Below are 13,949 nucleotides of genomic sequence, written 5' to 3'. Positions count from 1 at the left end.
AACATTGCATCGCTCATAGCCTTGCCTCCCCTTTCGCGAAGAGAGAGAGGACAACGCCGATAATGGAGCCATCCACGCCGAGACCGGTTTTTAATAGATGTGATTTTTGATGAGGCAGCACGGACTGATTAATTAATAGCTGATGAGATATTTCATCACTTACTTCATCATTCGCCACTGCCGGAATTAACTCTCCCTTTCGTAAAGCCTCTGCACCGATAATGAGATCGATAAGACCGGAGCCAGTAGCGGTATACCCCAGCATCCCTTTGTAGGCCAGGACCGGTATCGTCTGCTCGCCCACCAGCATTGAAATCGCTTTCGCCTCCGATGTATCGCTGGTCGAAGATCCATTGCCGTGCGGAATAATGGCGCAGAGTTGATCCGGCGTCACCGCTGCTTCACTCAATACACTGCGCATCACTTTTAATAGATTAGAACTGAGCCAGCCAGCATCGTGGCTACGCCCGGCACTGGTCTGGATGTAATTTGATTTTAACCGGACAGCGTTCTTTCGCTTCTGACCGCCACGGTATCTATGGCGCTCCAGTAACATCACCGAAAAACCTTCTGCAAATAAGACAGCCTGACTGTTTTTACCAAACGGTTGCACCACTCTGCTTGCCAGCATCGACTGGTTTTCCAGGAACCAGATATCCTGGGTATTAATTTTTGAACAATTAATAACGCAAACCAGATCAAGGCCACCGCTCTCAATTGCATGACAACCCAAATGAAGGGCCGTCAACGCGGAATTACTGGTGCAGTTCATCGCGGCGGGCAGGATTTGCAGGCGGTATTTTTCTGCCAGTTTGAAAGCCAGATAATCCTGGGACATATTTTTGACATGCAGATTTTTTATCGATGCGGAAAGCGCAACGTCTTCAGTATCGTTTTTGTCGTAAAAGGATTTGTAATCCATCGCATCGACTCGCGGCCCGAGGCCAGTCACATAGACTCGGACAGCCCCCCCCGCCAACGCGGCAGGGGGTAAGGCTGCCTGCGCCAGTGCCTCTTCGATTAAGCGGTAGATCAGGTCAAGATCAGACTCCTTCATTGCATTAAGCCTGGCTACGCTGACATTACGCTTAAATCCGCATTTGATTGCCTCTTCTTCACTGGCAAACCACGGCGTGGTGTTAACGCGGATGCCCTGTCGCAGATTATTCATCAACTGAGCAGGATGATGAGCATAAGGTAATGAAAGGCTGTAGCCGGAAATCAAAGCTGCATTTTCCACTGCGCTATCCTTTTATAACCATCGCGTAGTAGTTGCCGCCCTCTGTTGCGCCGACCAACAGCGCATGGCGAACAGCAAGCGTCAGCGGCTGGCGCACAAAATTAATTTGATTATCGAAGAAGGACTCGGTGCCAGGAATCGCCGGTACGGTTTGCGTTTTGATGCACTCGGTAAGCACCAGCAGGTTCAACAGACCGGCCGACGACGCGACAAAACCGAAGCAAGCGTTGTAGTTAACAACCGGCACCTGCGGGTGCGACTGATGGAAAACGGCATAAAGGGCATCTATCTCAACCTGCGAATGCGCAGGCCCGCCATGGCTGCTGCCGCACACCAGATCGATCTCGTGGGCCTCCACCCCAGCATCGGCAAGGGCACGTTGAATAGCCAGCACCATAGCTTCGGATTTTTCGCCTGATTGGGCAGGATCAAACCAGCTGTTATCACAAGATTTGCCGTAGCCAATGATTTCGGCCAGTACTTCAACACCGCGCTCGCGAGCAGCCTGCGGCTCCTCAAGCAACAGCATGCAGGCACCTTCGCCGGGTACATACCCTTTTGCCTTCGCGCTATAAATTTGATAATCGGCCGCGTCGGCGATCATGGCGATTTTCTGCGTAACGGCATCCATATAGAGCGCCATCGAGGGAAAAAACTCATCCGCGCCGCCGACAATGACCTGTGGTTGCAGATTCTGCCGCACGAGTTCATAACCATAGGTCAGTGCGCCAAGCGCGGCATTTTCACCGGTTGCCAGCGTCGTGGTGTAGCCTTTGATCCCTTCGGAGATGCCACAAAAAGTGGCAATTGCGTTCATTAGCGAACCGGGAAATTCCGAAGTACGAACTTTGCGCGGATCGGGTTTCAGGCTTTGCAAATATTTATAGGTTGTCTCCTGCGGTCCGCGTGACATCCCCATCACCATGCCGAGGTTTTCACCGTCGCGCTTAATTTTGCGTTTACCGCTGTTCAACGCCTCAGAGAGTGCTACCAGCGCAAAGGTCCCGCCACGAGTGGCTTTACGAGAATCAAAGCGGCGCAGATATTTACGGGGTTCCAGATTGCTCACCTGGAATGTTTTAAAATGTGCCTCCTCTTCCGGCAGCTTTCCCGTACCCAAGGCGTGCTCACTGCCAAAGATGTTCCTCAACTGGTCGGTTTTCTCCAGAACAGCTAATAGCTCACGCGCCTCTGCCAATGTGTCCTGTGGGAATATCACGTCGCCCAGGGTTCCGGTGGCGCTGCCCTGCCAGATGTTATGCAGAATGTCGCTTACCGTGTGGCCAATAGCGGTAACGGCGCCAGCGCCGGTTATCGCAACACGTTTGGGGGAATAGTTAGTTACAGGGACTGTGCCCGGTCGGGTACTGATAACCATGCAGCAGTTATTACCGCCAAACGCATAGTTGTTTTTCAAAAAAAGATTAACCTGTTTCTCTCTGAACTCATTTGCAACGTAATCAAGATCGCAATTCGGACGCGGGAGAGAGAAGTTGAGCGTAGGCAAAACGATATTGTCAGGTAGCGTGACCAGACAGGCGATTAACTCAACGATGCCGGCTGCGCCGATGTTATGTCCGAAGTAGGATTTTGTTGAGCTGACAAGCAAATCCTTGCGATGAGCGAAGACCTTGTTCATCGCCATGGTCTCGATCCGGTCGTTGGCTTCCGTTCCGGTACCGTGCGCATTGACATAATCAATCTGATCAGGGGTAACGCCTGCGTTCTCCATCGCTTTGAGCATAACCTGCACCGCCCCATTAGCTCGCGGGTAAGGTCCGGTCTCATGGTAGGCATCGCAGGAGGTGGCATAAGAGAGGATTTCGCCATAGATAGTAGCCCCGCGCGCTATGGCATGTTCGTACTCTTCCAGCACTAACGCCCCTGCGCCTTCGCCGATTGACATGCCCGGCTGGCCAGAGAAAGGTGTGCAGACATCGGGATGCATAACGTTAAGGGCATAGAAACCGGCGAAGGTCGGCAAATAGATCGGTTCCGTTCCCACGGCAAGCATGGTTTTGCTCTTCCCGTTTTGCAGATAATCGAACGCTATACCGATGGCATTAGGGCTGGCGGTGCAGGCGGTCGCCACCAGTTCCACCCCGCCTTTTAGACCAAGCAGCGTTGATACACTTGAGCAGCATGAGGCGAACCCGCCGGCATAAACGGCCTTACGCAGGGAAAAATCTTCAATGCGCTGTTCAAATAGCGGCAGGAAGGCTTCCGTGCCCGCAGAGGAGACACCAACAATTAACCCCGTCTCTTCAAGAGCACATGAGTTTGCGATGAGGCCCGCCTGATTTAATGCATCCTTGCCCACTTTATAGGCCCAGAGCGCAGCGTTATCTAATGACTGCACAATTTCGTCTGCCAGCTCAGGGCATTGGATGTCGTGCAACACTTCAGCTGCCCGGGCATTTTCGAACCAGGTTTCAAAACGTTGGCTATCCGTCACGCCGCACTTCTTATTAAGAAGTGCGCATTTAAAATCCTGAAGGTTTTCTGCCAGAGACGAGAGGATGCCCATCCCGGTAATAACGACTCTTTTTCTATTAATCTTCATCATGCTTCCCTGCAGCGGCAGTGAGAACAGACTGCCTGGTTCGATGCGGGTAACAACGCCAGCTCGCGCGTTTACTGATGGCTGACGTTGCGGACGATTAAGCGTGCCGTGCCTTCGTGGCATCGACATAGCTGTGCTCTGTCGGGCGGACCAACAAACTTAAGTTATAAAGAAAGGGAAGATTCTGTGTTTTCGCCGGGATCTTCGCTGCAGCGGTTTCGATAGTGAAACCTGAAATATCTGACCAGGCGTAATCATGATCGAGCAGCGCAAGGGCAATTGAAGTTCCCAGCGCGGGAGAACAGACAGACTTAACGATTACGCCGACCTGCTGTTCATCGACCAACACTTTGTCGTTGGAGGAGATCATGGCGCTCTCAGTCAGTGGACAGATACCAACAATTTTACGTTTCGCAGGCTCCAGGGAATGTTCGGCAGCAGCCTCTTTGCCGATAAACCCCTCCTTGTCGTATTGCACTGCCCACTGCATTTGCAACTCAACCGGATGACGGCTGAACTCACCATAGATATTTTCATCCCAACACATATTCTCAATGCGTACAGTGCGCTGATAATCAAGACCACCGGTTTTTAAATGATACCTTTCACCTCTATCAACAAGCGTTGACCATGCATCAACGAGTGTAGGCTGCGGGCCAATTAACAGGTAACCAAATTCACCATGCTTGCCACAGCGAAAAATGATTAGCTCACCGTCCTGATTGATATATTCATGGTAGGGTAAGCCGATAATATCGAAGCCATAAACTTCAGCCAGTAACTCCCAGGAATAAGGGCCTTCAACCATCAGTGCCCCCCACGCCTCTTCTGTCATTGACTTGATAGCAGGCATTTCGGAGATCTCGAGATATTCAGCATGTTGCAAGAGGTTATTCAGAGAGTTGATTATGTCGGAGGCCGAAATATTTTCTGACAAGATGTAGTAACCGTCAGGGGTACATAAAATATAGATATCACCTTTGATAGTGCCATCCTCATTAAGTACCAGGGAATAAAGGCCTTGTTCATCGCGAATAATAGAGACATCAGCCGAGGCCAGATGGTTAACTAAAGCCCATGCATCATCACCCATCACGCTTACTATCGACATGTGAGAGTAATCAACCAGCAGGGCATTCTCTCTTACCGCTTTATACTCGATAGCAGGTTCGTGATAAGCAGCAGGAATCAGATGGTTATTAAAAATGCCCATTTTAGCCTTGCCGGCCAGATGTAAGTCATGCAGCGATTTCATAATAGTCCTTATTAAAATAGTTAACCGAAATTAAGCCTGACGTTTCGTTATCACAAAAGAAGCAAGGCTGTTAATGCTGCGCATATAAGACGGATTGTCACTTTCACTTACCTGAATATCAAAAACCTTGTCCAGCATTACAATAATCTCGGTCGCATCGACCGAATCTAATTTCAGGCCATTGCCAAATAAGGGTGTATCATCGTCAATTTGCGATGGTTCACGAGGAATATTTAAGCGCTGGATGATCTCTGTTTTGATGGTGAAGAGGACATCTTTACGCTCTTCAATTTTACTCTGCATTACTGTCATGCTTTTCATCCCTGTTATTTAGTTTCTCGAAAATTGATAATGGTGCCATCGCTAATCTTTTTCTTACCAACATTTGCCGTAACGGAGTAGTGTTTGAACCCGGCAGGATCAGTGAAAGCGGGCTTGCTTATCACTTCGATGGTATCTCCTGGATAAGCAATATCCTTGAATTTTAAGTTCTGAGATGCCAGAACGCCATGGACTTGAGCGCGACGCTCGCGGATAATTTCGGTTAGTTCTGGCCTGTGAATAAAGCTATAAATATCACGTAAACTGGTTAATGACATACCGAAACGTTCTGCAAAGATGTCGCAAACATCGCTAATAAAAGAGAAATACTCACTCGCCTGGCCGAATATTTCCGCAACAATGACACCCGGCATAATAGGATTTTCGGGAAAATGTCCAACAAGATAAGGATCGTTATAGGTAACATGCTTGATTACCCGAATATAACCATTATTACCATATTTATAATCCTCTATGCGATCGACCATCATAAGAGGCTGGCGCCAGGCACCCATCTCAAGAAATAGTTTTGGAGGAATAGTATATTTTGACATAAATCACCGCATGACCAGCCCGCCATCAATCACGATGGTTTGCCCCACAATATAACTGGATGCTGAAGAAGATAACCAAACAATGGTATTAGCGACTTCGTTACAGTTTCCTAGTCGCTTGAGTGGTATAGAGTTTGTTACATCTCGAACGACGGTTCTTGAGACTTTCTTTACCATCTTTGAAGCAATCATACCCGGTGCCACGGCATTTACACGGATTCCACGCGGGGCAAGTTCAGCAGCAAGTGACCGGGTAAAACTGAGTAAGGCCCCCTTAGAAGCGCTGTAATTTGCTTGCCCTACACTGGGAATAATTCCAGCTATAGACGCAACATTAATAATCGTCGCGCCTTCTGCGCTTCGTAAGAGTTTCAACATCTCTTTTGTAAGATGAAAGGCACTTAACATATTGGTTTCAATGACAGTATTGAAATCGTCAAAACTCATTGAGGAAAAAAGATTATCTTTGACGATACCCGCATTGTTGACGAGAACGTCGAGTTGCGTGATAGCGGAACTAAGAGTGATAAACAGCTCACTTACACTCTCAGGAATAGTAAGATCGCACTGCAAAATAGTTAAACGGTGGCCGTTTTGATGACGTCCACTTAATATACGAAGGGGATCAGCGCTGCTTTTAAATATGGTATAAACGTTACAGCCCTGATCCAGATATTTCTCACATATTGCTAACCCGATGTCTCCGCTTGCGCCAGAGACAAGCACATTCTTAGTATCCAAATCCTTATATGTATACATTTTATTCCTTTGTCTTTCATCAGGAAATAATCGTTACCGCAACAGCATGTGTTCGACAGTGGGATATACTGAGAGAGATATGTTCGATATCTCGCTCTTTGATTATCTGTGCTATCCGGCCGGAAAGGGAAAAATAGGGGCATCCGAAGCGATCATGCCGGATCTCCATATCCTGAAAGGTTATCCCTTCTCGGAACCCCAAACCTAAAGCCTTAACGAGAGACTCTTTAGCAGCCCAAAAACCTGAAACTCTCTCATAATCCATCTCCTCTGCAATAAATTTTTTTCTTTCAGAAAGAGAAAAGACACGATGAAGAAAACCATCCCCTCCATTGTTTATTGCCCGCGTAATCTTACTTACTTCAACAATGTCCGTACCAATGTAAAAGCTTTTTTTTTCCATAGTAATTAAAGCTGATAACTGATGTTAAATTTTGCCGTAAAATCATCGACGATCATTTTTGATGGCGAGAGCAATGGAAGCGACAGGGATAGGTCATATCCCAAAGACTGAACGTTTCCTTTTACTCCTCCAGTAGCCCCCATGAGTTTGTCGCCCCCATAAATTTGCCGCGTAGATTGGCTCCCACCTACTTGCCCATAATCAACTCCGAAGAAAGTAGTTAATCCCTTGAAGGCAGTTGTAAAGTTAAGAGTATTTTGTATGTAGAAACCATTTATCGCATCAACACCAGAACTGTTTTCAAACCCTCTGACATTCCAGCGATTACCAATATTAAACTGATCCTGAATTGTTAGTGTCGCAGGACTGTATTGCGCACCGATGGACATCTCATACCAGGCAGGCAGCGATGACAACTTCAAAGCTTTTAAATAGTTCATATTTAAATTATAGATATGACTGGCACGGTCCACGTCGCCAGATAACATATCTGGTGTTTCTTTGCCATCCAGCCATTTGACAAATCGCTGCCAACTTATTGTTGAGTCTAATGAGGCACCGTCAAACCCCTGAATATAATTGAACGCCAGCTTAATGTTGCTCATATCGCGTTTCTGCATGGCCAGTTTGATGCCGCCAAACTCATAATCGGCTTTTCTTTTAAAAACTTCTAAGCTTGCGGAAATCTTCTTTGACATATCTCGAAAAAGCAAGCGCGAGGTTTTAAAGCTGTAATACTTATTCCTGCCAATATAATCATAATCCCAGTCAGCAATGGGTATATTTTGATCCGAGACGCTTGCGCTATAGGTAAATTCGTAGTCCCAAAATCCATATGGCAAGGAGTACCAGGCGGTTATATTTTTGTACCCTCCAGTTATGCTACTCGCTCCCGAAAGATAACCTACATCACTTATACCAGCAAGATTAAAGAGATAAAATGCGCCACTAGATATATTTTGCCCTGTATTTTTATCCCCCCAGTTACTATAGTTCGCTTTGGCGCTCCAACTCTTCGTACGGTGAGTATTTATAATGATATCGCTATAACCGCTTCGACCTCCGGGCGCAACATTTATTTTAACATCAACTGCCGGCGTCCTTTGTAAGTTTTCAAGGCCTTGCTCTATATCCCTTAGATTAAGAATATCACCCTGTTTAAAAGGGAGAATATGAGCATTAACGTCACCGCTTTCAATCAAAATACGTTCTATCCGGCCAGGAGTAACCGTTATGGCAAGCGCACCTGTAGTTAAATCTTGATTAGGAATGTCAACACGCGTGGTGACAAAGCCGGCATTAATAAAATAGTCTTGAATAATATTAACAAAACTTCTAATCCCATTAATACCAAGACATTCGCCAGTAAATTTATTCTTAATACCTTTAATATTCAGATCATTTATAAAATCATTATTAAGAGTAATTTTGGTTATGCGATAACATACTTTATCCTTAGGAATCTGGATATTATCAATGATCAACTCTCTTTTTTCAGAGAAAACATCTTTCTTCTCAATTTTATTTTCACGCAAAAGGTTTGAGTCGTTGCGCTGCTGCTCCCTCGCAAACTTATCCAAATTGTCTGCTGCGGTCACATGAAAACAAAAGAAAAAAATTAGAAAATGAATTTTATAGAGTTGCACTATTACGATCGCTCTCATTCAATTTAAAGCAGCAGCGGCGCTGCTGCTTTAATAATTTTTACATCATAAACCAACGATAGTGCCTGAACCGGTCAACTGTGAGGTTGTAAGTACAAGTCCCCTTTCACCACCTAAAACAGCATTAGATCCAGAGTTGTGTATTAATTTCGAAGTAATTACTGCGTTGCCTTCAGTAAAAATATTTTTGTAATTATAGATCGTGCGAGCAGCATTGACATCGAGATAATCCCAGGCAACGACATTACCATAGTTAGTTAAATCAACTGCGGCTTTGATAAACGCGGAACTACCGACCATATTGCCTTTGCTGCTATTGACAATACTGCCATCTGATTCAACATAAAGTACGGTTCCTGCTGCAATATTTTTTTCGTTGGTAAGGGTGCCACTTGTATCAACTTCCAATGTATTATCAGAAGAAATTGTATTGTAATTATGCAACGCCCCTGCAACACGAACTAAAGCATTCTGCTTACTGCTAACCCATCCATAATTGTTAAAACTACTCCCAACAATTAATGAAAGATATCGATCGGATGATATTATCCCTGTTGCATCATTGTTTTCGATGGTACCAGAGCTGTAGTTGGACAGAGAATCAACATCGATACTAAGATCGCCGGCACTGTGGAGAGTGGCATAATTATTAATCAAGCGCTTTGCATTAATTTTTGCATCACCGCCACTGGCTATCAAGGCACGATAATTATCAATTATTTCTACGACATTCAAGTTTAACGGACCATGCTCAGCAATAATACGGCTATGCGTGTTATTAATAGACTGAGCGTTGATTGTTACGCCATTAGTGCCAATTAATCCACCAATTTGGCCCGGTATTCCGAAGTAATTACCATACCACGATCCGAAATCTTCACCATAGGTGTTATTAACATTGGTCTTAGCATCAATATTGAGAATATTATTTGCAACCATTAACCCATGATAGTTATCAACGTCTGCTTCGGTTTTGATTGAGATATCTTTACCAAGAATCATCCCACCAACGTTTTTGACGTTTTTAGCTTTAATGTCAACGTTACCGAATTGTGAACTTACTAAACCAATGTGGTTGTTAAAATACCCAGACAAATCTATTTTAACCCCACGATCTCCCATAATTTGACCGACATAAAGACTATTGTCCATTGTAGAACCGATAATCGAGACGGTGTCTTTCGATAGCAGCCTTCCACTTGAGTTGTCGATATTGCCAATGGCAGAAAGCGACACGGCTTTATCAGCGGCTATTTTCCCATTACGATTGTTAATCGTACTGCTACTTTCCAGTGAGATTGTCCCTGATGAACTTATTCCACCAGTCGAATTATTAATCGTGCCTGCTTTTAATTTTATTCCGTTGTCACCTGCAATTAACCCTAAGGAATCGTTGCTAGTAGCATCAGCAGTGATATTGTCTTTATTGATAAAATACTTAGCCGTTTCAATCTGAATGCCACCGGCTTGAGACCTAATAAGACCTTTGGTGTTATCAATATTTCCGGAACTAATTATATCAATCTTACCAGCAGATTGAATTTCGCCTCCAACATTGGTTATCTCAGAAGTTTCGAATGCAAGGCCGCCCCCCCTGATCTGCCCAGTCCGGTTATCTAACTTACCTGTTTTCAGCGCGACAACAGTTGCTTCCAGACCTGCAGAACTGCCCTTACCACTGTTGATTAACGTTTTGCCATTAGTATTGATGCCTAACACACCGCCAGAAGCAATTTTACCGTTTTTATTATCTAACTCGCCACTATCTATGTAAATATCGGACTCTGAGGAAATACTACCGGCACTGGTATTATTTAAGGAATTATTTGTCGTATTAATAAATACCTGGCCTTTACCCGATATATTCCCACCGATGTTTTCCAGCACACCATTAGTTTTGATGTTAGTACCGCCAACCGATTGGACCTCACCGCCAGTGTTAATAAACTTACCATTTACGTCAATATGGATATTATCAGCACCACCTGCAAGAGTACCTGTATTTCTTACACCTACTCCGCTTTCAGTACTGATTAGATTGATGCGGTTAGCGTACATGCCACCCAGATCTGACACGTCCACGGCGTAAGTGTTTCTGACACCGCTTGCCGTTACATGTCCCAAGACCTCTGCATCTTTATTAATATAATTATTACCGGCGATGACGGTGAGTTCATCGGTGACAATTTGCCCTTGAACTGCAACAGAGCGAGCAAGAATCTCTGTGGGCGAAGAACTCATTAGTCCTTTGAGAGTGATAATACCGCCGCCAACTGAATAACCTCTCAACAAGCCGTTCTGAATATCCGGTTTACCGGTTGTGATAGTGGCTTTACTGGTGTTGATAAAGCCGCTTCCCATGCTTGTGGAGATACCATTAGGATTAGCAATAACTAAATGAGCCTTGTCTCCTGCGACTTCCATCAGGCCTTCAAGCATACTGGTCTTATTAGAAGTGACTTCATTAAGGATGACTTTGGCGCTACCAGAGGTAAGATTGCTATTACCCGCGATGGCTCCCCCAATTACAGTATTTGTACCAGAAGAGCTATTATTGAATAATTACGCCGTTCTTACCAACATTGAAATCATCATAAACGTTATGAGAAAGGCCATTATCATTTGGATTGGCAATATTGATTACGGGTACGCCATTTGAATTTGCTATAGTACCATTTTTGATATTAAGATCGGCTGCTTGAGCAAAAACCGGTAGAGCGAGTAGAATAGATGCCGCTACTGGATTGAATCTCATCAAAACCCGTGTTTTTCTTTCACCTTTCATTGATTTCCTACCTATAATTTATGCAACTTATTAAGATGAGTTTAGTCGCTTACTAAATCGACTTTTTAAGTACTTCATGCAGGCATCTAAACTCGTTATGCAGATTAAAAGTATCCTGACACTGGAGCTCCGATATTTATCTTAACGCTAATTTCAGCATGCGAAATTGAACTAGCCATACAAAAAAAATAATACACGTTCCTGACTAAGTTTAAGTAACGACAGACGTGTATTTATCTTACACCCTTCTAAATCCTGAAGAGCTAATAGGAATTTTTTAATTATTGCTAAAGAACGCATTAAAACAAGTGAATTATCCTTAAAAAAAAGCCTGGCACTTACTAGAGAAATTTAAGGTGAATTTCTATTTTATCATTTAATTCAAAGCATTATGCAAAACAAACATAGCACTCATGAATTTAAGAACCTTTCACATAATTAACATGGATTTTTCACTAGCAAAAACACCCTATATTAAAAAATTCACATGAGTAGCAAAAATGAGTACTTAGCTTTCCTCTGGCTATATAATCCCATAGAGATTGCACTGTTAGCATAAGAACTCTTCCACATAGCCACATGCTTAACATTTATATTATTTTGTGAAATCAACATCGGGGCTTGAGTTCTTAAAAGGAAATGGCATGATATATTTCTTAAATAATAAATACATCATTTAAATAATGCTTATGCTGTTCTTAAAAAGGGATAAGAGATCTTATCAATGTGACATCTATACGCTACGAAAATGTTATCAACGCAGCAGGAAACCGCATTCCCCCATGTAAAAAGAGATCAATAATTTAACACATATTATTTATTGGTTAGATAACAATTTATTACTACCCAATCATTTTGCGTCAAGGTTATTATTTTCGTCGGAAGCAGTGGCTTTACGTGAGATTGCGATTGATTCGAGTGTTCACTTGTTCGCTATCGAGCGTAAATGTACAGTATTGACTTGTTATTAGCACACTTATGCAAGTTATATCCTTTAGCTTCTTTTAATCGGATTACATAGTAGTGAATTCCGACTAGAAAAAAGCCTTGTTAATACAAGGAACCTTCAAGGTTAAAACCATTAAGAGTAAGGTGCATTTATGAAACGTAAAATTTTAGCGCTTGCATTGTTGTCTTCTTTTAGCATGGGTGCAGTTCAGGCAGCCGATACTACAGCACAAGCTGTGGCGACATGGTCCGCAACAGCAAAGAAAGATACTACCAGTAAATTAGTTGTAACGCCTCTGGGAAGCCTTTCATTCCAATACGCTGAGGGCGTTAAAGGGTTCAATACTCAAAAAGGTCTTTTTGACGTTGCAATTGAAGGAGATTCAAGCGCAACGGCATTCAAACTAACCTCACGATTAGTAAGTAACACGCTAACGCAGCTTGATGGATCAGGGTCAACGCTGAATGTTGGAGTTAATTACTTCGGTAATGCGGTCGATAAAACGTCTGATACAGTTCTTGTTGACACCGTTACAGGTAAAAGTGGTGGTCTGAGCAATATTGCTTCTAATTATAATAAAGCAGGTCGCTTTGCTGGTCAGGATGCATTTACATTCTCAATTGCAAATGCAACTACTGACGGCACAACGCCTGCAACTGATTTGAGCGTATTGCCAGAAGGTATCTGGAGTGGCGATGTTAGCGTCCAGTTTGATGCAACCTGGACTAGCTAATTCCATTAATTGAGGAGCGAGGGACCGCTCCTTTTTTTTTAGGAGAATGAATTATGAAAAAAATTTTTTTTGCGTGTAACCTTTCTTTAACTGTAATGATGCCGGCTTATGCGTTAGACATTGGTGATATATCCTCTTTTATGTATAGCGACAGCTCTGTTATCAGTAAAGAGATAAAAAACTCCACTGATACAGGACGCCTTATTAATATCAGAGTTGAAAGAATAACCAACCCTTTAGAGGGAGGTAGCATCATTCCTATGGAGAGTAGAAACGAACTTCTTTTGACACCAGGAAGTTTATTACTTCCCGCTAAAAGCAATGAGACTATCCGTTTTTTCTATAAAGGACCCGCTGACGATAAAGAACGTTATTACCGGATTCTTTGGTCCGATCAATCGTTGAGCGAAGGTAAAAGGAGCAACGCGAAGCGTCATGCTGTTGCCACAGCGTCAGCGCTTATTAGTTCTATATTGGTTGTCGCGCCTCGTAAAGCAAAGTACGAATATAAATATTCAGCAGGAAAAATCACCAATCCAGGAAATGCGACATTACGTATTATCGCCTATGGCCCATGCTTGAAACCAGCTGATGGGGAGTCTTGCAAAGAAAATTACTATCTTATGCCCGGAAAGTCGCGAACATTCACGCGAGTAAATGTTGCAGATAAAAGTGGCCGCGTAGCATTTTGGCAAGAGAATCATTTCGTTTCAGTCAAATAGT

At 43.9% G+C, this 13,949-nt stretch carries 12 protein-coding genes; 2 read left to right on the top strand and 10 right to left on the bottom strand.

Annotated features, from left to right (window positions below; genetic code table 11):
• Window positions 1-13: 13 nt before the first annotated feature.
• The 10 genes from ACWPW2_RS06805 to ACWPW2_RS06760 all read right to left on the bottom strand — a co-directional run bounded on the left by ACWPW2_RS06805 (window position 14) and on the right by ACWPW2_RS06760 (window position 11,544).
• Window positions 14-1,240 carry a beta-ketoacyl synthase N-terminal-like domain-containing protein gene (locus ACWPW2_RS06805; RefSeq protein WP_454122007.1) on the bottom strand — a complete coding sequence of 409 codons (1,227 nt, stop codon included), beginning with the start codon at window positions 1,238-1,240 and terminating at the stop codon, window positions 14-16.
• A gap of 4 nt (window positions 1,241-1,244) precedes the next feature.
• Complete coding sequence (locus ACWPW2_RS06800; RefSeq protein WP_454123597.1) at window positions 1,245-3,803, bottom strand: beta-ketoacyl synthase N-terminal-like domain-containing protein; 2,559 nt, start codon at window positions 3,801-3,803, stop codon at window positions 1,245-1,247.
• 97 nt (window positions 3,804-3,900) lie between these two features.
• On the bottom strand, window positions 3,901-5,058 hold the full coding sequence (locus ACWPW2_RS06795; protein WP_454122005.1) for an aminomethyltransferase family protein: 1,158 nt from the start codon (window positions 5,056-5,058) through the stop codon (window positions 3,901-3,903).
• Window positions 5,059-5,088: 30 nt separating this feature from the next.
• Window positions 5,089-5,370, bottom strand: a complete 282-nt coding sequence (locus tag ACWPW2_RS06790) for an acyl carrier protein (protein WP_454122003.1) — start codon at window positions 5,368-5,370, stop codon at window positions 5,089-5,091.
• 14 nt (window positions 5,371-5,384) lie between these two features.
• Window positions 5,385-5,933 (bottom strand): 3-hydroxyacyl-ACP dehydratase FabZ family protein, encoded by a 549-nt coding sequence (locus ACWPW2_RS06785; RefSeq protein ID WP_454122001.1) that lies wholly within the window; start codon window positions 5,931-5,933, stop codon window positions 5,385-5,387.
• Window positions 5,934-5,936: 3 nt separating this feature from the next.
• Complete coding sequence (locus ACWPW2_RS06780) at window positions 5,937-6,692, bottom strand: SDR family NAD(P)-dependent oxidoreductase (protein ID WP_454121999.1); 756 nt, start codon at window positions 6,690-6,692, stop codon at window positions 5,937-5,939.
• Between the two features lie 19 nt (window positions 6,693-6,711).
• The gene (gene acpS, locus ACWPW2_RS06775; RefSeq protein ID WP_454121997.1) at window positions 6,712-7,095 is read right to left on the bottom strand and encodes a holo-ACP synthase; all 384 of its coding nucleotides are present in this window, start codon (window positions 7,093-7,095) and stop codon (window positions 6,712-6,714) included.
• A gap of 5 nt (window positions 7,096-7,100) precedes the next feature.
• Complete coding sequence (locus tag ACWPW2_RS06770; RefSeq protein WP_454121995.1) at window positions 7,101-8,741, bottom strand: ShlB/FhaC/HecB family hemolysin secretion/activation protein; 1,641 nt, start codon at window positions 8,739-8,741, stop codon at window positions 7,101-7,103.
• A 63-nt stretch (window positions 8,742-8,804) separates the two neighbouring features.
• A complete protein-coding gene (locus tag ACWPW2_RS06765) occupies window positions 8,805-11,231 on the bottom strand; it encodes a two-partner secretion domain-containing protein (protein ID WP_454123595.1) in 2,427 nt (808 codons plus the stop codon).
• 79 nt (window positions 11,232-11,310) lie between these two features.
• Complete coding sequence (locus ACWPW2_RS06760; RefSeq protein WP_454121993.1) at window positions 11,311-11,544, bottom strand: hypothetical protein; 234 nt, start codon at window positions 11,542-11,544, stop codon at window positions 11,311-11,313.
• Window positions 11,545-12,644: 1,100 nt separating this feature from the next.
• On the opposite strand from ACWPW2_RS06760, the gene ecpA reads away from it, so the two are divergent.
• Together ecpA and ACWPW2_RS06750 are read left to right on the top strand one after the other, a co-directional pair.
• A complete protein-coding gene (ecpA, locus tag ACWPW2_RS06755) occupies window positions 12,645-13,226 on the top strand; it encodes a common pilus major fimbrillin subunit EcpA (RefSeq protein ID WP_023481615.1) in 582 nt (193 codons plus the stop codon).
• 53 nt (window positions 13,227-13,279) lie between these two features.
• On the top strand, window positions 13,280-13,948 hold the full coding sequence (locus tag ACWPW2_RS06750; protein ID WP_023481619.1) for an EcpB family pilus assembly chaperone: 669 nt from the start codon (window positions 13,280-13,282) through the stop codon (window positions 13,946-13,948).
• Window position 13,949: the final 1 nt, after the last annotated feature.

This window comes from Kosakonia sp. Marseille-Q7440, assembly GCF_965119485.1.
The sequence above is the reverse complement of the archived record's forward strand: the minus strand, read 5'-3'. Positions and strand labels throughout refer to the sequence as shown.

Excerpts from the sequence above, each read along its gene's own strand:
- ACWPW2_RS06800 (WP_454123597.1), bottom strand. The coding sequence starts at position 3,803 with ATGAAGATTAATAGAAAAAGAGTCGTTATTACCGGGATGGGCATCCTC.
- ACWPW2_RS06780 (WP_454121999.1), bottom strand. The coding sequence starts at position 6,692 with ATGTATACATATAAGGATTTGGATACTAAGAATGTGCTTGTCTCTGGC.
- ACWPW2_RS06795 (WP_454122005.1), bottom strand. The coding sequence starts at position 5,058 with ATGAAATCGCTGCATGACTTACATCTGGCCGGCAAGGCTAAAATGGGC.
- ACWPW2_RS06750 (WP_023481619.1), top strand. The coding sequence starts at position 13,280 with ATGAAAAAAATTTTTTTTGCGTGTAACCTTTCTTTAACTGTAATGATG.
- ACWPW2_RS06790 (WP_454122003.1), bottom strand. The coding sequence starts at position 5,370 with ATGACAGTAATGCAGAGTAAAATTGAAGAGCGTAAAGATGTCCTCTTC.
- acpS (WP_454121997.1), bottom strand. The coding sequence starts at position 7,095 with ATGGAAAAAAAAAGCTTTTACATTGGTACGGACATTGTTGAAGTAAGT.
- ecpA (WP_023481615.1), top strand. The coding sequence starts at position 12,645 with ATGAAACGTAAAATTTTAGCGCTTGCATTGTTGTCTTCTTTTAGCATG.
- ACWPW2_RS06785 (WP_454122001.1), bottom strand. The coding sequence starts at position 5,933 with ATGTCAAAATATACTATTCCTCCAAAACTATTTCTTGAGATGGGTGCC.
- ACWPW2_RS06760 (WP_454121993.1), bottom strand. The coding sequence starts at position 11,544 with ATGAAAGGTGAAAGAAAAACACGGGTTTTGATGAGATTCAATCCAGTA.